Source organism: Erwinia sp. E602, from assembly GCF_018141005.1.
Lineage (GTDB): Bacteria > Pseudomonadota > Gammaproteobacteria > Enterobacterales > Enterobacteriaceae > Erwinia.
Genome location: NZ_CP046582.1, coordinates 77776 through 97547, shown reverse-complemented (window position 1 = coordinate 97547; position 19772 = coordinate 77776). Strand labels below are relative to the sequence as shown.

The following is a 19772-nucleotide window of genomic DNA, read 5'->3' as shown; positions in this document are numbered from 1 at the left end:
TTCAGGCATCCCTGCCCGGCATCAGTGCTGATGGTTAACGTGATTTCAGCGGTGCACTCATTTCGCCATCGCCGACTTTGATATCCAGCAGGGCGGAAAGGCGTTTGGCGATCAGTTCAATATCAAAGGCCGCCGCAGAAACCGGGCTGAAATCAAAAATCGACTGCTGGGAGGCGTTAGCTTCGGCCACGCTCTCATCGCGGTTGACCACCCCGACCAGCTTGTCGCCCAGCCGCTGCTGCATAAATGCCGTGACGTCGCGGCTGATATGGCGGCGGCTGTCGCTCTGGTTGAGCACGAAGTAGTGGCCGCCACGGTGGTTCAGCGCACCGCCGATCATTTTTTCGTTCTCAACCTGCGGCAGCAGCGACAGCGAGGCGGTATCCGCCAGCATCACCACCAGATGCATATCGGCCAGCGCCGCCATGGCTTTAAGCGCCGGACCCGGGCCCGGGGGAAAATCGGCGATGATCACCAGCCCCGGGTAGTTAAGGACGGTATTCAGCCCACGGACGAGGAAGTTGGGATCGTGGGAGAGATTATTTTCAAACTCCATTCGCTGATCTTCGCTGACGTCGCCGTAAGGCAGTACGAAGATATTGCCGCCGGTGGTCAGGATCGACTGACTCCAGTCAGAGGCCTCTGACGACTTCGCCACATAGCCCCGCCCGTCGGACAGCGGCACGCCAAAGTGCAGGCGCAGCGCGTTCTGCACGTCGAAATCAATTGCCAGCACTTTGCTGCCCCCGCGCGCCAGCGCATGGGCAAGGTTGGCTGCCATAGTGGTTTTACCCACACCGCCTTTAGGGGAACAGACGCAGACTAACGGCATGAGGCAATTTTCTCCAACAGGGGTTGTAATAAACTCTCTTTGGATACCGCGCGGGCAGCGGCACCGGCGGAACCAAATAACTGCTTATAGTGGATATCCGCGCTACCGCTCTGCGGCGGGACGTTCCACGCCGGAGGGGTGGCCGCTTCCCGCGCATCGGCGGTGCTCTGCACCCAGCCCGTTGCCGGAGCCGCTGTCGGCTGGGCGGCGGCCGGCGGGAACAGCCCGTGCGGCGAGGGTGGCACGCTGGCAGAGACGCTGCTGAGCGGTGCCACAGGCTGCTGCGATGGCACAGACTGCGGCGTGCTCTGCTGCTGTAGCTGTGCGATAAGCGGCGTGCTCTGCTGCTGTGGTGGTGCACTGTGCGGCTCAACCGGCGCGGTGGCCGATACGCTCAACGTCGTGGCCGGGGCCTGAGCAGGCGCGGCAACCGCTACGGACGCCTGCAGCGGCGTCACCGATGCGGCGGCGCGCGGCGGCGTCTGTGCCGCCAGCTGTTCAAACAGCGAACTGCCCGCCGCCGAAGTGATCTGTGCCACCGGCGCCGGGCGCAGCGCCGCCGACTCCGCCGCCGTTTCCGCCGGGGTTAAGCCCGGATGCTGGGCATGCGCGGCGGAAGCCAATGCGGGTGGCGCAGTAACCGGCGCAGCGGCGGCGGCGGCGGCTGATTTCAGCGATGAAGAGATGCTGTCGAGCAGCGAACCGCCGCTGGCCGCCGTGGTGGTGGCAAAGGACTGCACCGCCGGTTTAGCGGGTGCGGCGGCCACCGGCGCAGGCGGGGGCGCAAACGAAGAAGGATCGATCGGCTGCGGTGCCGCGACGTCGATACGCTGGCTTTTTTCCAGCACCGAACCTGCGTCATCATTCAGTAACTGTTTGATTATCGCCCAGTTAGTGGTATCTGAATTAAGCGACTGCTCCGACATGTCTTTGAACTCAATATGGTCCGTTTGCGTTTTTTCTTTAAAACGCTGCAAGTCATCATAGCTTTTCATGAGAATGATCGCGCAGGTTGTGGATTTTTCGCAATATAACACACTCTAATAAAGAGTTAAGAGAGTTCTGATGGCATATTCACATTATTTTTGTCAATGAAATGAACGACACTAAGTGAAATTATTCATTGCAGATGTTATTTATCATCTGTGTAATTATCGGTTGGAGTTTATTAATTACGTGAGGGGAATCTTAGACTTTCGAAATATCTTACGGTTAATTTTCACATTACCGTTATTTCGCTAGCGTTAATGAAAATTTCAGCTAAGGCGACCTCCCTGTCCCCTTAGCCGAACCTTACGGCGTCGGCAGCGTTGCCTCATCCTGCTCAACGGCAAAACAGGCCACCTGCTGTTCACCAAAACGTTTCAGCTGCGGCTGCAGCTGGGTGCAGCTGCTCATCCGCCGGCGGCAGCGGGCGTTAAACGCGCAGCCCGGCGGCGGATTCAGCGGGCTGGGCAGCTCGCCGGTCAGCTTAATACGCTCGCGCCGATCGTCAGGGTTGAGGCGCGGCGTCGCAGAGAGCAGCGCCTGGGTATAGGGATGGCGCGGGTTGGCGAAAATCGCCTCCTTACTGCCCTGCTCCACGCAACGGCCGAGATACATCACCATCACTTCATCAGCAATGTGCTCGACCACCGACAGATCGTGGGAGATAAACACGTAAGAGAGGCCCAGCTCCTGCTGCAGATCCATCATCAGGTTCAGCACCTGGGCACGCACCGACACGTCCAGCGCCGACACCGGCTCATCGGCGATCAGCACGTCCGGGTCCAGCATCAGCCCGCGGGCAATGGCGATACGCTGGCGCTGACCGCCGGAGAACATATGCGGATAGCGGTCATAGTGTTCGGTTTTCAGCCCGACCTTCGCCATCATCTCCAGCGTTTTCTCGCGGCGTTCCGCCCGGCTCAGCGTGGTGTTAATCATCAGCGGCTCTTCCAGAATCTGGCTGACTTTCTTACGCGGGTTCAGTGAACCATAAGGGTTCTGGAAGACGATCTGAATTTTCTGCCGGCGCAGCTGCTGTGCTTTAGGGTCGGGCTGCAGCAGATCCTGGCCCTGGTAATAGAGCTGGCCCTCGGTGGGCGTTTCAATCATGGTCAGCAGACGGCCCAGCGTCGACTTTCCGCAGCCGGACTCGCCGACCACCGCCAGCGTTTTGCCGCGTTCCAGGTTAAACGAGACGCCGTCCAGCGCCTTGACCAGCCGCTCCTGGCCGAACAGGCCCTTTTTCACCGGGTAGTGTTTTTTCAGGTCGATCGCCTGCATCAGCAGCGCCGGATTGAGATTTTCAGGCTTCATAGACGGGTCTCCCGGCGTCATCCAGTGGGAAATGGCATTTCGCATAACGTCCGGCCCGTTCATGCATGGCCGGCTCTTCGGTACGACAGCGTTGGGTGGCGTACGGGCAGCGCGGGTTCAGCAGGCAGCCGTCGGGGCGGTCATATTTGCCCGGCACCACGCCCGGCAGGGACGCCAGCCGCGCTTTGTCGCTGGAGAACTCCGGCAGCGCGCGCAGCAGCGCCTGGGTGTACGGGTGCCGCGGTGCCTTAAACAGCTGCGCCGCCGGCCCGGTTTCCACCACCTGCCCGGCGTACATCACGATGATGTGCTGTGCGGCCTCGGCCACCAGCGCCAGATCGTGGGTGATCAGGATCAGCGCCATATTCTCCTGACGCTGCAGATCCAGCAGCAGCTCGATGATCTGCGCCTGGATGGTCACGTCGAGCGCGGTGGTCGGCTCATCGGCAATCAGCAGCTTCGGCCGGCAGGCGATGGCCATGGCGATCATCACGCGCTGGCTCATGCCGCCGGAGAGCTGGTGCGGGTAAACGTCCAGCCGCGAGGCCGGATCGGGAATGCCCACCTGGGTCAGCAGATCAATCGCCCGCTGACGCCGGGTGCGGCGGTTGCCGCCCTGGTGCACCTTGATCGCTTCCATAATCTGGAAGCCGACGGTGTAACAGGGGTTGAGGCTGGTCATCGGGTCCTGGAAAATCATCGCCACTTCCGAGCCGACCAGCTGGCGGCGCTCTTTTTCGGAGATGCGCTGCAGATCGCGCTGGTTAAACACCAGCTGCTCGGCCATCACCCGGCCGGGATAGTCAATCAGGCCCATGATCGCCAGCGAGCTGACCGATTTACCGGAGCCGGACTCGCCGACGATGCCGACCACCTGCCCCTGCTCAACCTGATAGCTGATGCGGTCGACGGCGCGGAAGGGTGCCTTTTCGTCACCGAAGTGCACCGAAAGTTGGTTTACTGTTAAGAGTGCCATCGCGCTGCCTACTGTTTGAGTTTCGGGTCGAGAGCGTCGCGTAATCCGTCGCCCATCAGGTTAAACGCCAGTACCGTCAGCAGTATCGCCACGCCAGGGAAGGTCACCACCCACCAGGCGCTCTGCGCGTACTGCAATACGTCGGAGAGCATGGTGCCCCACTCCGGCGTCGGCGGCTGTGCGCCCATTCCCAGGAAACCCAGCGCGGCCATATCGAGGATCGCGTTGGAGAAGCCCAATGACGCCTGCACGATCAGCGGTGCCAGGCAGTTAGGTAAGATATTGATAAACATCTGCCGCAGCGGCCCGGCCCCGGCCACGCGCGAGGCGGTGACGTAGTCGCGGGTGGTCTCCACCAGCACCGCGGCGCGGGTCAGGCGGATGTAGTGCGGCAGGGCGACAAAGGTCAGCGCCAGCGAGGCGTTAACGATCGACGGGCCGAAAATCGCCACCAGCACCAGCGCCAGCAGCAGGCTCGGCAGCGCCAGCATAATGTCGACTAAACGCATAATCGCCGCGTCAACCGCCCCGCCGACGTAGCCGGCCAGCAGGCCAAACACCACGCCCATCACCAGCGACAGCACCACCACCAGGCAGCCGACCAGCAGCGACAGCCGCGCGCCATACATCAGGCGCGACAGCACGTCGCGGCCGACGTCATCGGTGCCCAGCAGGAACTGCCAGCTGCCGTTTTCATGCCACACCGGCGGCTGCAGCAGCGCCTGGCGGAACTGCTCGGACGGCGCGTGCGGTGCCAGCACGTTGGCAAAAATGGCGATTAACATCATCAGAACCACGTACACCAGGCCGATCACCGCGCCTTTATTACGCTTAAAGTAGTGCCAGAATTCCTGTAACGGGGTCATCGGCTTGGGGGCAGCAGCGGCGCTGCCCGAATTGATCACAGACATATGGCCCCCTATTTTCTGTGGCGAATGCGCGGGTTAACCACGCCGTAAAGCAGATCAACCAGCAGGTTGACGAGGATAATCAGCGTGGCCACCATCAGCACGCCGCCCTGCACCACCGGATAGTCGCGGCGTTGCAGCGCGTCGATCAGCCAGCGGCCAAGGCCCGGCCACGAGAAGATGGTTTCGGTGAGGATCGCCCCGGCCAGCAGCGTACCCACCTGCAGACCAATCACCGTGACCACCGGCAGCATGGCGTTACGCAGCCCGTGCACCACGATCACCCGCAGCGGCGTCAGCCCTTTGGCGCGCGCGGTGCGGATGTAGTCTTCGCTGAGCACTTCCAGCATCGAAGAGCGGGTCATACGCACGATCACCGCCAGCGGGATGGTGCCGAGCACGATGGCGGGCAGGATCATATGCATCACCGCGTCTTCGAAGTCGCCCGGCTCGCCCCAGATCAGGGTATCGATCAGCATAAAGCCGGTCAGCGGCTGGCTGTCATCAAGAAACACGGTATCGCCGATGCGGCCGGAGACCGGCGTCAGGTTCAGCTGCACCGAGACCAGCATGATCAGCATCATGCCCCACCAGAAGATCGGCATCGAATAGCCGGTCAGCGAGATGCCGACGGCGGTGTGATCGAAAATGGAACCGCGTTTGACCGCCGCCAGCACGCCTACCGGGATACCGACGGCGATAGCAAACAGCATCGCGCAGACGCCCAGCTCCAGCGTGGCCTTAAAGCGCGGTACGAACTCGTCCCACACCGGCACGCGGCTTTTCAGCGACAGGCCTAAATCGCCGTGCAGCACGCCGTTAATATAGGTGATGTACTGCTGCCACAGCGGCTTATCCAGCCCCAGCTGGGCCATCAGTTCGGCGTGACGTTCAGGGGAGATCCCGCGTTCGCCGACCATAATCATCACCGGGTCACCGGGGATCATGTGGACAAACGCAAAGGTTAACAGGGTGATACCAATAAACGTTGGGATGACAAGTCCCAGACGTCGGAGTATGAACTGCAGCATAATCCGGATTCTCTTGTGTTCCCGCCGACCGTAGCCAACGGGATTATTATTGCTCACATCCTGCGGCGGCGTGAACGCCTCCGCGACGCAGCGGACTGCGCCTTGACGACCTGGTTTTGCTTCCGGGCAAAGGGGCCACGCGGCGGCCCCGGCAGAAAGTCCTCAGGACCGGTTCTCACCGGCCCTGAGCATTACTCCTGGATGTCCACGTTATCGAAGTGGTGTTTGCCCAGTGGATCGACTACGTAGCCAGACACTTTTTTGCTGACCGGCTCATAGACGGTGGAGTGGGCAACGATCAGCGCCGGCGCCTGGTCGTGCATCACCACCTGCGCCTGCTTGTAGTACTCAATGCGCTTGTTGTGATCGGCTTCGGCACGCGCCGGCTGGATCAGGTCTTCAAACGGTTTGTAGCACCAGCGTGAATAGTTGGAGCCGTCTTTTGCCGCGGCGCAGCTGAACAGGGTCGCGAAGAAGTTGTCCGGGTCCCCGTTGTCGCCGGTCCAGCCCATCATTACCGTCTGGTGCTCACCGGCTTTGGCGCGTTTCAGGTACTCGCCCCACTCATAGGTGACGATTTTGGCCTTCACGCCGATTTTCGCCCAGTCGCTCTGGATCATCTCGGCCATGCGGCGCGCGTTCGGGTTATACGGACGCTGTACCGGCATCGCCCACAGGTCGATGGCGAAACCGTCCGCCTTGCCCGCTTCTTTCAGCAGCGCTTTGGCTTTTTCGACGTCGTAGCTGTAGTCCTTAACGCTGTCGTTGTAGCCCCACATGGTCGGTGGGATCAGGTTTTTCGCTGCCTGGCCCGCGCCCTGGTAAACCGCGTCGATAATCGCCTGCTTGTTAACGGCCAGCGTCAGCGCCTGGCGCACCTTAACCTCGTCCAGCGGCTTCTTCTCGGTGTTGAACGAGACGTAACCGACGTTCAGGCCCGGCATCTGCATCAGGTTGATGTTCTTATCTTCCTTCATGCGCGCGATATCGGCCGGGTTCGGGTACGGCATCACCTGGCACTCGCCCTTCTGCATTTTGGCATAGCGCACCGAGGCGTCCGGGGTGATCGAGAACACCAGGCGGTCAATCTTCGGCTTGCTGCCCCAGTAGTCCGGGTTGGCCTTATACAGAATGCGGGAGTCTTTCTGGTACTGCAGCAGCTGGAACGGGCCGGTACCGACCGGGTTCAGGTCAAGTTTGTCCTGGGTGCCGGCTTTCAGCATGTTGTCGGCATATTCGGCGGAGAGGATTGAAGCGAAGTCCATGCCCAGATCGGCGAGGAACGGCGCTTCCGGGCGGGTCAGCACAAAGCGAACGGTGTGATCGTCCACCTTCTCAATTTTGTCGATCAGCTTCGGCATATCCATGCCTTCGAAGTACTCGTAGCTGCCGCCGGAGACGTTGTGATACTTGTTGTTTTTATCCAGCTGGCGCTCAAACGAGAACACCACGTCATCGGCGTTAAACTCGCGGGTTGGCTTAAAATCTTTGGTGGTCTGCCACTTCACGCCTTTACGCAGGTGGAAGGTGTAGGTTTTACCGTCTTCACTGACGTCCCACTTCTCCGCCAGGCCCGGAACCAGTTCGGTGGTGCCGGTCTTGAACTCCAGCAGGCGGTTATAGATCGGCACCGAGCTGGCGTCATAGGTGGTGCCCGAGGTAAACAGCTGCGGGTTAAAACCCTCCGGCGAACCTTCAGAACAGTACACCAGCGTTTTGGCCTGCACGCCAGCGGTGATCAGCAGCGCAATGGCGCTAAGGCCGACCTTTAGCATGGCGGATTTTTTGGCGGAGTGGGTCATTCGTGTGCTCCAGTAGTCATGTGATGTTGTGTTGTTGTTTGCTGTACGCCGATCGTTTTTTTTGAGTGATCTGTGCGTGGTGCCTTGCGGCGTCACCAGGATTAGTCGGAATTACATTCCCTTACCTTTTGTAGTGAGGCTCCAATTTGGCAACTGTTGCAGGTAACGTCAATACAAACGAAGGGTATTTACGCAGAGTGTGAGTCACTGCAAGCAACGATAAAAAAAACAATTCGAGCACATTTTTAGCGTTACCGTTTTAAGATATTAAAATAAACGCTATTTCATGCTGGATATTTAGCGACAAACCAGTCAGTTTCATTGCGAAAAAACGCCAAAATTAATCTCTATGTGGTGCGTTATGGCGCGATAAAGTTGTCCATATGGCTAACTTATAGATAAAAATGCTGCAACATTCGCTGTATTTTCATATATACAACGCAACATTGAGCAGAGTAATACGCGATGCGAAATAAGTGACTGATTACTGGCGGGTTGCCACTTTTACGCGGTAAATCAGTGCGCCACGCGCGGGGAAGCAGGGCAAAGGAGATACCGGCATGCAGCATAATCTACGGTGATGACCGATCGCAGGGGATCGCGGCTTACCAGGGAAGGACCCGGCCCGTCAGGGCCGGGGTCATACGGAGATCAGGGCTTCGCGGGGGCGGCTTTCGCCTGCGGATCGGCACACCAGTTGTTGGCCGGATTAATGCCGCCGTTTGGCGAGGTGTAACCCAGGCAACCCAGAATGGTGTCATACAGCTCGACGTGGCGGTGCGTGGCCCCGGCGCGCTGCTGCGCCCGCAGGCGATCGAACGCCTGCTGGTTCGTCGGCTCGGCCAGCCAGCTGTCGGAGGCCCAGACGATCATCGGCACGCGGAACTGCTCCGGCGGCGCCATCTGCCGCGGCGTGCCGTGCAGGTGCATATTCTCACTGATTGACTCACCGTGGTCGGCGGCGTAGAACACGATGGCTTTCTTATCGCGCAGCTGGTCAAACACGCTGTCGAGCACCGAGTCGGTATATAGCACCGAGTTATCGAAGGCGTTAATCAGCATCGCTTTGCTGCAGGTATCGTCCACGCCCATGCACTCAGGCTGGTAGCGGGCGAACTCGCGCGGATAGCGCTGGGAGTAGAGGTAGTGCGAGCCTTTGGTGTGCAGCACCACCAGGTGTTTACCCTGCGGGTGCCGGTCGACCGAGGCCTTCAGCTCCGGCACCAGCAGCATATCGTCAACCGATTTACCCTGGTTGCGCTTTTCGGAGCCAATCTGTTCGCGGAACGAATAGCTGTCGGCGTCGGTGTTGTTGTAGAACCACACCTCGCTCTGCATGGCGAACAGCTCCGAGCTGAAGCCCAGCTCTTTCAGTACCGCAAACACGTTCTGCTCCTTCAGCGTGCGGCCCGGGTTATCCATGGTGCCGCCTTCGCGCACAAACATGCAGCGCAGCGACAGCTTGGTGGCGGTGTCGCAGGACTCGCCGCGGAACGCCACCAGGTTTTTCTCCCGCGCCATCTTCGGCGTGGTATCACGGTCGTAGCCCAGCAGGCCCATATGGTCCCAGCGGGTGGTTTCACCGATCACAAACACCACGTAGGTATCATCAATCCCGGCCGGGGCCTGATAGGTAAAGTTTTTCGCCGGGTCGAACAGCGACTCGCCGTGCATCTTCTCGTCATAGGTGGTGTAAGCGAACAGCCCGAGCGCCGACAGCCAGTTAGACGGCAGGTAAGAGTGCGCCACCACTCCGCCGTAGCTGGGCAGGTCGACGTTGGTCAGCTTCTCGTTGTCGCTTTGTGTGCGGTCAAAGTAGCGGATCGGCAGCCAGACCAGCGCCACCGCCAGCAGCAGGGTCAGCAGCGGTTTCAGCCGCTGGCCGCGGGTTTTCAGCTGTGCCAGCAGCGTCATCTGCTGCGGGTTGAGCCACAGCAGCGGCAGCGGCAGCACGCTGCCCAGCACCATCCACAGCACGAAGTGCAGACCGATCACCTCTTTCGACAGATCGACGTCGGTGGTCATCACCGAGGCGACGATGCCGTAGCCGATCACCACGTTAAAGTTGGCGATGTAGTAGCTGGCCGAGACCGAGACCAGCACCAGTACGCTGGCGGTCAGCCGGTAGAACCAGCGCCCGCCCAGCGACAGCACGCGCAGCAGCACGAAGGTCAGCAGGGTTGCCGCCAGCACTTCGGCCAGCGCCGACAGCCACTGCATGGCTTTAAATTCAGCAAGATAGGGTTCAAAACGACGGTAAAAAACCGGCAGGTTGAGCAAAATACCAATATAGAAGGCCAGCAGCAGACAGACCTTCTGCTGGCTAAGAGACTTTATAAAATTCATGCGAGCATAATCCTGGCGTAATCTGAACAAAACCCAAACACGATCTAAACGCTAGTCAGACCCTGATGCCGCTTCAGAGTTCGACCGGAGAGCCGATTATCCGCAAGGCCGTCGATTACCAGAGTGTTCTGATGACGAAAGTGGGGGTGTTTCCTGAAAGCAGGGCGCCAGTTAAGCACAGCGGCGGAAATTAGTCTGTCAAAGGCTGTAAAAACATTTTAAAAAGTCAGGATTTCGCAAAAAAGACGATATTTTCCGTTCATGGTCACGCCAGCGGTAATCCGCCCCGGACGGGGGACAGCCCGCCCGGGGTCGGTGAACGGGCCAGTCGCGGCGGCAAAGGCGGGTACGCTGAATCCGCAGCCTTTGCTGAAGGCAACCCGGCAGCGCTGGCGGGTACGCCGGTATCCTCAGGGCAGGATGAGCCGGCGGCCCGCCGCCGGGGCTGGGGCGGGCGTTCGCGGTGTCAGCGCAGGATGTTCAGCGTGACGTCGATATTGCCGCGGGTGGCGTTGGAGTACGGGCAGACGATATGCGCTGCATCAACCAGACGCTGAGCCTCGGCCTCATCCATTCCCGGCAGGTGGATATCCAGCTGCGCCTCAATGCCAAAGCCGGTAGGGATCGGACCAATGCCGACCTGACCTTCGATAAATGCCTCTTTAGGCATGGCAATCCTGTCGCGACCGGCGACAAACTTCATCGCGCCCAGGAAGCAGGCCGAGTAACCGGCGGCAAACAGCTGCTCCGGGTTGGTCACTTCGCCGCCCAGACCGCCCATCTCTTTCGGCACGCCCAGTTTGACGTCCAGTACGCCGTCGGACGAAGTGGCACGGCCATCACGGCCGCCGGTGGCTTTCGCTTTTGCACGGTAAACGACTTTTTCTAATGACATGGTATAGCCCTCTGTAAGTGAACCAGGAATATATTTTGCGATTAAATCGCGCACTACATAAATAACAAAACCTGTCTCTGTTGCAGGCAGCGGGATAACCCGCTGCCTCATTAACCCTGCAGATTATCGCGCAGCGATTCCAGCTGGCCCTTCAGCGACTGCAGCTGTTCCAGATCGCAGGCTGACGCGCAGCGTACCGAATCCGGAATCGATAATGCCTTATCCCGCAGGCCGCGCCCGGCGTCGGTCAGCGTCACTGCCACCTGACGTTCATCCTGACGCGAACGCTGCCGCAGCAGCAGGCCGGCGCTTTCCAGTCGTTTTAACAGCGGGGTCAGCGTGGCAGAATCGAGAAAAAGACGCTCGCCAATCTGCGAAACCGTTACGTCATCCTGCTGCCACAGCACCATCATCACCAGGTACTGCGGATAGGTGATCTCCAGCGGAGCCAGCAGTTGCCGGTACAGCTTGTGCAGCGCCAGGTTGGCCGAATAGAGCGCGAAGCACAGCTGCTGGTCGAGCAACAGTGGCGCATCTGCCGGTTGTTTGTCATCTTTATCTGTAGTCATGAGAGAAAATATAAATAGTGCACGATACAATTGCAAGCAATTTTATTTCAGGGGAGAAAACCATGCAATCACTGGAAGAACGCGCGCGGCGCTACGCCAGCAAAGCCCATGCGGATGCGGGGCAGCGGCGCAAATATACCGATGAACCCTATATCGTTCATCCGGCGGCGGTAGTCGAACTGGTGCGCAGCGTCAGCGATGATGAGCAGATGCTGGCCGCGGCCTGGCTGCACGACACGGTAGAGGATACCACCAGCACCGGGGGCGATCTTAGCAGCCATTTTGGCGAGCGGGTGGCCGCTCTGGTCGCCGAGCTGACCAACAGCGGCGACAGGCCCGGCCAGAACCGCACGGCGCGCAAAGTCGCACATTTTGAACACACCGCACACGCTTCACCGGCGGCACAGACCATTAAACTGGCGGATATTATTGACAATACCCGCGCGATTATCGATTTCGATCCCCACTTCGCGCGCATTTATCTGGTGGAAAAGCGTCTGCAAATTGCCCTGCTGACCAAGGGCGATCGCCAGCTGTTTAACCAGGCATCGCAGATCGTTGAGCAGGGTATCGCACGGCTCAGCCAGCCACCCTACAACGTGCCGCCGGCGTGGTTCGACCGTCAGGCCGAAAAATATCGCCAGCTTGCGCACAAAATCGGCGAATAAGCGACGAAAAGCGACAATAAAAACGCCTTAACTCGCATTTTGTGCGGTTGCCGGTGGCAGGGCATAGAATGCGAGGAATTGAGCGCTCAATTGCCTACACTCCCCCGTTTTGCCAGCGTAACGGGGAAAATTATGTCGACCGATTTGAAAATTATCAGAAACACCACCCTCACCTTTCTGGCCTTTTCCGCCTTTCTTAGCGCGATGATGGGGCTGGTATTTATCGATGTGGTGTGGATGCACAACGCGCTGCATGAAACCTCATTTACCGAAATCACCCAGGAGCTGATCCTCGCGGTCATCGCCCTGCTGTTTTATCGCCGCGCCAGGCGTCTGCCGGCCGAACGCCCGCTGCTGCTGCTGGTGGCCGGCTTCTTCGGCTGTATGCTGATCCGCGAGCTGGATTTCCTGTTCGATCTGCTGCACCACGGCAGCTGGTTCTGGTTTGCGCTGACCCTGACCCTGGTCAGCCTGCTGCTGGCGTGCCGCCAGCCGCGTCTGCTGATCGCCGGGCTGGCTGACTTTATGCGCGCTCCCGGCTGGGGCATGATGTCGGCAGGTATGCTGACGATTCTGGTGTTTTCACGCTTTTTCGGCATGCATGAGCTATGGCAGACCCTGATGCTGGACGGCTACAACCGCACGGTAAAAAACATGGCTGAAGAGGGCAGCGAACTGCTGGGCTACAGCCTGTGCCTGTTTGCTACGCTGATCTACGTCTGCCCGTGCCTGACAATAAAAAGGCAACCGGCTTAAGCGGTTGCCTGATGATGGAGCAGGCAGCGTTCACGCTGCCTGTGACGTTACCCGACGATGCTAGCGCCATTTCACACGTTGTACCCATATTTCCCGAGAGATCCGTTGCGCCCCTTCAGATTTGACCTTTCTCACCTGCAGCTGAATGCGATCGCTTTTTTGCGTCAGATAGGAAACCTGAAATGACGCGCGTCGCTCGGTGATCTCAAACACGGATGAAATAGTTTTATGATCCACCCACCTTTTCTGCTTCCAGCACCACAAGGCGATCAGCATATATAAGGGCTGGCCGGCATACCTGGCCAGTTCGGCAGGAATACGGCTACCTTCATGGTTACGTTGCTGCACCACTTTGGCGATTCTGCCAGGTTTGGCAACAGAAGGGGTCTTACCGGCATCATTCATCGTTCTCCATCCCTGATAAGTGTCTCGCCCTCCCTGCGGATAGAAAGGCCCCCGCAGTCTGAAGAGCGCGGGGGCGTTTTCATTACCAGGAGTAATTGACGCCAACGTTAGCCTGCCATGGGCGCTCAATATCATTGCCCTTGGTATAGGTGAAGCTGGCGTAGCCGCCGACGTTTTGCATCAGCTTAACTTCAGCCCCGGTCCCAATCTGGAAGGCCGCGTTATCAATGCTGTTGTTGAAGGTATGGTTGTTGATTTTCATCTCATTGCTGTCAGCAAACTCGTTGATCGCCGCCAGGTGCAGATAGGGTTTAACGTAGCCCTGCTGAATTTCAAACGTGTAGCCCACATCGGCACCGATTTCGCCCTGCAGTGACTTATAGTCGTCCCCTTTCACCACCATGCCGTTATTCATGGTGTAGTGCATGCCGTCAAAGGTACGTCCGGTTGCTTTGATGTACGGGTCAGCAAAGAAGCCTTCGTACTGCCAGGCATAACCGATCTTCATCCCCAGGCCGTAGCCGTTGGTGGAGAAGTCTGAACGGGAACGCTGGCCGTCAAGCATGTGGGCGTCGCCGCTGTTGCTGAAGTGGGTGAACTGCGCCGCGGTATCAACAAAAACACCGTTCTCAAAACGACGTGACAGGTAGAACTGCGCACCGTAGCTGTCGAGATCGCCGCTGCTGTTCATCACCTTAACGTCTGAACGGGCAGATGAGAATGCCAGGCCGCCCAGCCAACTGCCGCCGCCTTTGGCGTCAAACAGGTTATCGACACCGACCATCACACCGTTGGTCCGCACATCGTAAGCGGCACCGGCGTTGGTTTTATTATCAGACTTGCCGCCGAAATAGCTGACCCACACGCCACCTTCATCCCTGGCGTGGCGTGACGCGTTGAAATGCTGGTTCAGCGCATCGCTCTCCTGCTCGGCAACGTTAACCTGTGACGCCGCCATGCTTAGCGCGGTGGCCGCGCTGTTCGACAGCTCACCGGTTTTTTTAAAGTACACGTTACGTTCGCCGTGCACGGTATCGTTGCTGACATCCGCTGCCGCATACTGCCAGGCACCCAGTTCGGTTCTGCCGGTGAAGTGGGCATCGCTGCCTTTCTCCAGGTAGTTAACGAAGCTGTGCGGACTGGTTTCACCCGGGCTCGCCACCAGGCCATTCAGCGCATGTGGCTCAACGCCCGAGCTGGCAACGCGCAGCTGGTAGTTACCCTGCGCCGTACCGCGCACCTGCATCGAGCCCCAGACATAGTCACCGCCAAGGTTGATCAACGGATCGACCACCGCTTTACCGATATTGATGACAGAACCCTGATACTGGCCTTTGGCGTCTTTATCCTGGGTCAGGTTGCCGTGCACGGTCACGCGCGCGCTGCTCAGATCCTGATAACGTCCGCGATCGCCCAGCGTGGCGGTGCGTTCATCCAGGTTGACCAGGTTCAGCGTCGAGCCGGACAGGTTCAGGTCGTGCACGTGGCTCTGCACCAGGCCGCCCTTGCCGGTTGCCGCCGCGTTCCATACCGCGCCATTTTTCACGCTGAGATCGGGATTCATCGAGATCACCGCGCTGCCATCCGGCTGAGCGACGCGGGTAATGCCGCTGACGCTGCCATTCAGCGTGCTGTGATCCAGTGCCACGCTCACTGGCGTCCAGGCATTTCCGCTATTGGTGATTAGCGTCTGGTTGATGCTGTTGATCGCGTTGTTATAGATACCGTTCGCGCTCGGAGAGCCGCTGACCTCCTGCGGAGTAAGGATTACCACCGCCTTCGGATCGGTCACATCGGTGAGTTGCACCGCGTAAGCGGTATCGCCGCCGGCATAGATATTGCCGTTCACCACGCTGTTATTGGTGATATTCAGCGCGGTACCGTTATGGGTGCGGTCCAGCGGCGACGCACCGGCCACAGAGGCTCCGGTAGCCGTATACTCGCCCGTTTTGGCATCCTTTTGCACGGTCACGTTGATCACCGGCTGATAGCCGTCGTGTAACACCTGCACATCACCGTTCAGGGTCGAGCTGTTGACGTCTACCCGGTTAGCATGGCCGTTAATTTTCAGTGCATAGCCGGCATTATTCACGCCACCGGTCAGCACCGAGTTATTTTTAACCGAGGCAAAAAGTCCGGAACCGCTGATAAAGACCGCGGTGGAATTTTTGTCGGCATCGTATCGATAGCTGCCGTCGTTTTTATAGCCTGGCCCCCTGTCGTGGTTATCACTACGAACGGCAGCCAGGTTCTGTGCGATAACCTGGGTGTTATCCAGTATAATATTGGGCACTGTGGCGACCTGATGAGTCAGTACCTGTTTCCCGGCAATAACCTTGCCGGCGCTATCCACACCGTAGTCCACGCTGTTGCTAATAATGCTCAGCCCGGTGGCAAAAGGACGTTTCGAGTAGTCGTGCTCATCGCTAAATTTATGGCCGTTATTTTCCTTACCGGAGCCGGATGCACCCAGCCGCTCCGCATCGCTATTCAGCGTATTATCGATCAGGCTATTTTTAATCGTCAGCACATCCCGCGCACGATCGTTAATCGTATTTTCCTGCAGATTACCCCGTACATCTACCGCACCAACGGTGCTGTTTACGCTTTTCACCTGCGAATAAATCCTGGCATCCTGCAGACCAAACTCACCACCACCCTGTGCTACAGGATGGATAACGACATCGGGGTTTTGGTCCAGTATCAGTGTTTTACTGACCGTCAGCGGGATTTTGTTACCTTTGGTATCAAGGCTAAATTTCCCGTCAGCATCTTTCTGATATTGAATGATACCGCTGGCATCACGCTGATACAGGGTCACCGTCTGGGTCTTCTGGTAACGAGCATCGGTGTTGCCCATTTTCAGCCCATGAACTACGCCGACCGGTACCGCCGTTTTATCCGCACCAACCGCATGTACCAGACGTTCTCCATGCATCGCCCGCTGGTAAGTTTCATCCAGCGGATAATTCACATCGCCAGCAAGAGTAGGATGAGTCAGATCCAGATAACCTGTGTAACCACTGCTTTCGACCAGCGCTTTGAAGCCGGCAGTATCAGGGTTTATCGCCAACCAATTGTCGCCCGGAGCCATAGTACTCTCGGACACCAGGTTATTACCCCCGATGGCCACCATACTGCCACCGCTATACTCTCCCTGCACGTTATTGCTCAGCTTAACCGTATCTTTAGTATAAGGTACGGTGTTTGCCAGCACCGCACCGCTAAAGCAAACCATTACCGATACGGTTAATGCATTCAATTTGAATTTTTTCTTGTTCATCACTGCCATTCCTTATTATCGAATAAAAACCAACAGCCCGCCTTCTCTGGCTGCCGTTTTCTATGAAAATATTCAGACGGGCTTACTACAGAAGTAAGGATTATTATTTCTGTCAATTAAAAAAACCTTAACGCCGAATTTACTCTTCTCAGGCTCCACCCCTTAAATTAAATAAAATTGAATGCAGTGAAGTTTGTTGATTGCAGGTATTCCCTGTAAAACAAAAAAAGATTATCGCCATGACAACCTAAATCAATCAGTAGGTTATTGCAGGGTGTGTCACAACAAATTTTACCCATTCCCACTTGCATTTCTATAAACTAAAAATGTCGCGAGATTTAAAATACATAATGGCATTTTATTTAAAATAAAATATCGCATTAAAATATGGACTAAAATCCATTACTTTTTTCAGGTTGTCTTGCGGTAATAACATTAGTGCAGCGTTTAACGGGTTGGCTTAATGCGCAGGCGGTGGGACGAAAACCGGGCAGGCTAACGGACAGGAGCACAGCAGGGGCAGCAGGTGAGTATCAGATAAACAGGTTTTTACGTACACAAGCAGTCAGGCCGACGGGGAGAGAGAAAGAGGCAGGCAGAGTGGGCCAAAAGCACCGCGCGATAAGAGCGATCGGGCAGCGCCTCCGGTCAGAAAAAAGGACGGGGCGGGTGCCCCGTACGTTGTCAGTTTACAGCGCGAGCTCCGCGCGCAAGCTGGCCAGCAGCGGATCGCTGGCCGAAGGGCGTGAGAACAGCCCCAGCAGTGCCTGGGTGGTGGCGGTGATTTTCTCCGCCTGAGCCGCCGTGTAGTGGTCACTGCGGTAAGTCATCATCAGACGCAGCGATTTTTCACCGGCCTCCCACTCTTCCATGATCTCAAACTGCAGGCCGAGGATCGACTCGCTCTTCTCGCCGTCCACCTGGCGCCAGGCAATCTGCCGGCCGTCCGGCAGCGTGAAGGCACCGTTCAACTTGATGCGCGAATGGATCTGGATAAACGCCTCAAACATATGCGCATCCTCGCGGGCACCCTCACCCAGCAGCGCCTCTTCCACCATGTCGATCGGCACATCGGTGTGCGGCATTGAGTCGTTGATGGTGCTTTTCACCTGGGCTACCAGCGCGGCCAGCGTTGGCGCACGGTCAAAGCGCAGCCGGTGCGCTACCACGGTGGTGAAGTAGCCCACCGTGTCAAAGTAGCGTGCGTCGTTACGCCCGGAAGCCGAGGTTCCGATGACCATATCCGCCGGTCCGCCGAGGAAGTGCAGCGTGCTGGCGATACCGGCATAGACCACGTTAAACAGCGAGGCGCTGTGGCGCTTGCTCAGCGCATACAGGCCGGCGGTCACCTCCGACGGCAGGGTGAATTCCAGGTTGCTGCCAGAGAGATCGGTAGTGGTATCAATGATCTGGCTGTCTGCCGCCTGGCCGGAGAAGATCGGTTTACCCAGCGGCACGCCGCGCAGGGTATCCAGCCAGTAGTTCAGATGCTGCTGGCCAAGGCCCGACTGATGCTGGCCGATGGCAAACTCATGGAACGGGATTGCCGCTTCCTGCCACTGCGGCAGACGGTCAGCGGCACGTGCCTGGTAGGCCTGCTGCAGATCGTCCATCATCAGGTTGAGCGACCATTCGTCCAGCACCATATGGTGGAACAGCAGCGACAGCAGCTGCTCGCCGCTGGCGGCGTCACGGGTAAAGCGCAGGCGCAGCGGCAGCTCGTGAGCCAGATCAAACAGATGCGCAGCTTCCTGTTTCAGCAGCGCCGCTGCGGGTTTTTGTTCAGCGGCAGAAGGCCAGAACCAGCGATAGTTGCCCAGCTCAGCGGCCGGTACGATACGCTGGCGCACCCCCTCACCGGTGGTCATAAACAGCGTGCGCAGCCCAGCGTGACGCACCAGCACATCGTGCATCGCCTGATGCAGCAGCTCTTCATCGACCTCATCCACAAAACGCAGCACAAACGGCAGGTTGAAGATGTCGCCATAGCCCATCGCCGCGTAGATTTTCCACAGCGACTGCTGCGCCAGCGACAGCGGGGCAGACTTTTCATTAAAGGGCGTTACCGCCGTGGCCGCCGCAGCGGCGGCAGGCTGGTGCTGTTTCGCCTGGGCAGCCAGCGCCTGCGCGGTCGGGTAGCTGAACAGATCGTTAATGCTCACCTCAATCTGATGCAGGCTCAGCAGCCGGCCGATCACCCGGGTGGCAATCAGCGAGTGGCCGCCCTGGTCAAAGAAGTCATCTTCGGCGCGCATCTGCGGCATCGCCAGCGCGTCGCGGAATTCAGTGAGGATTGCCGTCACGATGGCGGCGTTATCAGCGGCCACCGGCGGGGCTTCCGCCGGAGAAGCGACGGCGGCCAGCGCCAGCGGCTGGCTGATGACGCCTGCAAGCGTCAGCGCAACGTGCTGACCGGAGGTCGCCAGGTCGCAACCCGCTGCCGCCTGGCCGTTCAGCTGCGCGGGCTGCTGCTGATACGCCGCCGACAGCGCAGCGCTGAGCGCGTCCCACGACAGCTGCTCCGCCAGGATCTGGTGCGCAATCACGGCCAGAATCGCTTCGCCGGACGCCAGGCTGAACAGCATAAAGCGCACCGGCGAGGTATGGTGAAGATCGAACGCGCTGGCCTGCTGCAGCGTTACGGCGTCCAGCGCCTGCTGCACGCTGCTGGCCGGATGACGCGACACCGGCGGCAGCGCGGCGGCGTCGGTGGTTTTAATCAGGCCGCTGCGATCGTCAAAGCGGTAGCGCAGGCTGAAGCAGGGGTTGGCGGCAACCAGTGCCACCAGCCCGCGTTCCAGCTGGTTGAGATCCAGCGCAGCATCCAGCTGCCAGGCCAGCGCATGCTGCACCGGCGGGATCTGCTGCTGGTGGATAAACCACTCCTGCTGTTCAAAGTCACTTGGTTGGATGAGATCGCCGTTCACGTTGTTCTCCTGTTAGCGGCTGGTGCCAGCGGACTGGCCGGAAAAGAGGTCGGGGAGCGCAGGGCTCCCCGGG

Annotated in this window: 15 protein-coding genes; 2 read left to right on the top strand and 13 right to left on the bottom strand. The window is 58.5% G+C overall.

Translation table 11 applies throughout. The features are described 5' to 3' along the window. Positions 1–34 precede the first annotated feature (34 nt). The 10 genes from bcsQ to GKQ23_RS01780 all read right to left on the bottom strand — a co-directional run bounded on the left by bcsQ (position 35) and on the right by GKQ23_RS01780 (position 11660). Positions 35–832: a cellulose biosynthesis protein BcsQ gene (gene bcsQ / locus GKQ23_RS01825; protein WP_056240759.1), complete on the bottom strand. Its 798-nt coding sequence runs from the start codon at positions 830–832 to the stop codon at positions 35–37. Continuing rightward, entirely contained in the window at positions 823–1827 is a 1005-nt protein-coding gene (bcsO, locus tag GKQ23_RS01820) for a cellulose biosynthesis protein BcsO (protein WP_212409613.1), read from the bottom strand. Before bcsO ends, bcsQ begins: the two co-directional genes overlap by 10 nt. A gap of 298 nt (positions 1828–2125) precedes the next feature. Next, on the bottom strand, positions 2126–3133 hold the full coding sequence (gene dppF / locus GKQ23_RS01815; RefSeq protein WP_101505500.1) for a dipeptide ABC transporter ATP-binding subunit DppF: 1008 nt from the start codon (positions 3131–3133) through the stop codon (positions 2126–2128). Further along, positions 3123–4109 carry a dipeptide ABC transporter ATP-binding protein gene (dppD, locus tag GKQ23_RS01810; RefSeq protein ID WP_101505501.1) on the bottom strand — a complete coding sequence of 329 codons (987 nt, stop codon included), beginning with the start codon at positions 4107–4109 and terminating at the stop codon, positions 3123–3125. Before dppD ends, dppF begins: the two co-directional genes overlap by 11 nt. 8 nt (positions 4110–4117) lie before the next feature. Beyond that, positions 4118–5020, bottom strand: coding sequence for a dipeptide ABC transporter permease DppC (gene dppC, locus GKQ23_RS01805; RefSeq protein ID WP_056240772.1), 903 nt, complete (start codon positions 5018–5020; stop codon positions 4118–4120). Positions 5021–5028: 8 nt separating this feature from the next. Then, positions 5029–6048 (bottom strand): dipeptide ABC transporter permease DppB, encoded by a 1020-nt coding sequence (dppB, locus tag GKQ23_RS01800; RefSeq protein ID WP_056240776.1) that lies wholly within the window; start codon positions 6046–6048, stop codon positions 5029–5031. Positions 6049–6239: 191 nt separating this feature from the next. Next, positions 6240–7850 (bottom strand): dipeptide ABC transporter periplasmic-binding protein DppA, encoded by a 1611-nt coding sequence (dppA, locus tag GKQ23_RS01795; protein WP_212409612.1) that lies wholly within the window; start codon positions 7848–7850, stop codon positions 6240–6242. 651 nt (positions 7851–8501) lie between these two features. Beyond that, positions 8502–10196 (bottom strand): kdo(2)-lipid A phosphoethanolamine 7''-transferase, encoded by a 1695-nt coding sequence (gene eptB / locus GKQ23_RS01790; protein WP_212409611.1) that lies wholly within the window; start codon positions 10194–10196, stop codon positions 8502–8504. 466 nt (positions 10197–10662) lie between these two features. Next, complete coding sequence (locus GKQ23_RS01785) at positions 10663–11091, bottom strand: organic hydroperoxide resistance protein (protein ID WP_212409610.1); 429 nt, start codon at positions 11089–11091, stop codon at positions 10663–10665. A gap of 110 nt (positions 11092–11201) precedes the next feature. Beyond that, positions 11202–11660, bottom strand: coding sequence for a MarR family winged helix-turn-helix transcriptional regulator (locus GKQ23_RS01780; RefSeq protein WP_101505502.1), 459 nt, complete (start codon positions 11658–11660; stop codon positions 11202–11204). A 62-nt stretch (positions 11661–11722) separates the two neighbouring features. Here GKQ23_RS01780 and GKQ23_RS01775 point away from each other — a divergent pair, with 62 nt between their 5' ends. Further along, positions 11723–12328 (top strand): HD domain-containing protein, encoded by a 606-nt coding sequence (locus GKQ23_RS01775; RefSeq protein WP_056240792.1) that lies wholly within the window; start codon positions 11723–11725, stop codon positions 12326–12328. Positions 12329–12460: 132 nt separating this feature from the next. Further along, positions 12461–13084, top strand: a complete 624-nt coding sequence (locus GKQ23_RS01770; RefSeq protein ID WP_212409609.1) for a hypothetical protein — start codon at positions 12461–12463, stop codon at positions 13082–13084. A 60-nt stretch (positions 13085–13144) separates the two neighbouring features. On the opposite strand, the gene GKQ23_RS01765 is transcribed toward GKQ23_RS01770, so the two are convergent. The 3 genes from GKQ23_RS01765 to GKQ23_RS01755 all read right to left on the bottom strand — a co-directional run bounded on the left by GKQ23_RS01765 (position 13145) and on the right by GKQ23_RS01755 (position 19699). Further along, positions 13145–13489: a CaiF/GrlA family transcriptional regulator gene (locus tag GKQ23_RS01765; protein ID WP_056240799.1), complete on the bottom strand. Its 345-nt coding sequence runs from the start codon at positions 13487–13489 to the stop codon at positions 13145–13147. A gap of 82 nt (positions 13490–13571) precedes the next feature. Next, on the bottom strand, positions 13572–16463 hold the full coding sequence (locus GKQ23_RS01760) for an autotransporter outer membrane beta-barrel domain-containing protein (RefSeq protein WP_212409608.1): 2892 nt from the start codon (positions 16461–16463) through the stop codon (positions 13572–13574). A gap of 998 nt (positions 16464–17461) precedes the next feature. Continuing rightward, positions 17462–19699, bottom strand: coding sequence for a condensation domain-containing protein (locus GKQ23_RS01755; protein WP_212409607.1), 2238 nt, complete (start codon positions 19697–19699; stop codon positions 17462–17464). Positions 19700–19772 lie beyond the last annotated feature (73 nt).

Bases quoted from the DNA above. Each gene is read 5' to 3' on its own strand.
- GKQ23_RS01780 (WP_101505502.1), bottom strand. From the start codon at position 11,660: ATGACTACAGATAAAGATGACAAACAACCGGCAGATGCGCCACTGTTG.
- bcsQ (WP_056240759.1), bottom strand. From the start codon at position 832: ATGCCGTTAGTCTGCGTCTGTTCCCCTAAAGGCGGTGTGGGTAAAACC.
- dppF (WP_101505500.1), bottom strand. From the start codon at position 3,133: ATGAAGCCTGAAAATCTCAATCCGGCGCTGCTGATGCAGGCGATCGAC.
- dppD (WP_101505501.1), bottom strand. From the start codon at position 4,109: ATGGCACTCTTAACAGTAAACCAACTTTCGGTGCACTTCGGTGACGAA.
- GKQ23_RS01775 (WP_056240792.1), top strand. From the start codon at position 11,723: ATGCAATCACTGGAAGAACGCGCGCGGCGCTACGCCAGCAAAGCCCAT.
- bcsO (WP_212409613.1), bottom strand. From the start codon at position 1,827: ATGAAAAGCTATGATGACTTGCAGCGTTTTAAAGAAAAAACGCAAACG.
- eptB (WP_212409611.1), bottom strand. From the start codon at position 10,196: ATGAATTTTATAAAGTCTCTTAGCCAGCAGAAGGTCTGTCTGCTGCTG.
- dppB (WP_056240776.1), bottom strand. From the start codon at position 6,048: ATGCTGCAGTTCATACTCCGACGTCTGGGACTTGTCATCCCAACGTTT.
- dppC (WP_056240772.1), bottom strand. From the start codon at position 5,020: ATGTCTGTGATCAATTCGGGCAGCGCCGCTGCTGCCCCCAAGCCGATG.
- dppA (WP_212409612.1), bottom strand. From the start codon at position 7,850: ATGACCCACTCCGCCAAAAAATCCGCCATGCTAAAGGTCGGCCTTAGC.
- GKQ23_RS01765 (WP_056240799.1), bottom strand. From the start codon at position 13,489: ATGAATGATGCCGGTAAGACCCCTTCTGTTGCCAAACCTGGCAGAATC.
- GKQ23_RS01770 (WP_212409609.1), top strand. From the start codon at position 12,461: ATGTCGACCGATTTGAAAATTATCAGAAACACCACCCTCACCTTTCTG.
- GKQ23_RS01785 (WP_212409610.1), bottom strand. From the start codon at position 11,091: ATGTCATTAGAAAAAGTCGTTTACCGTGCAAAAGCGAAAGCCACCGGC.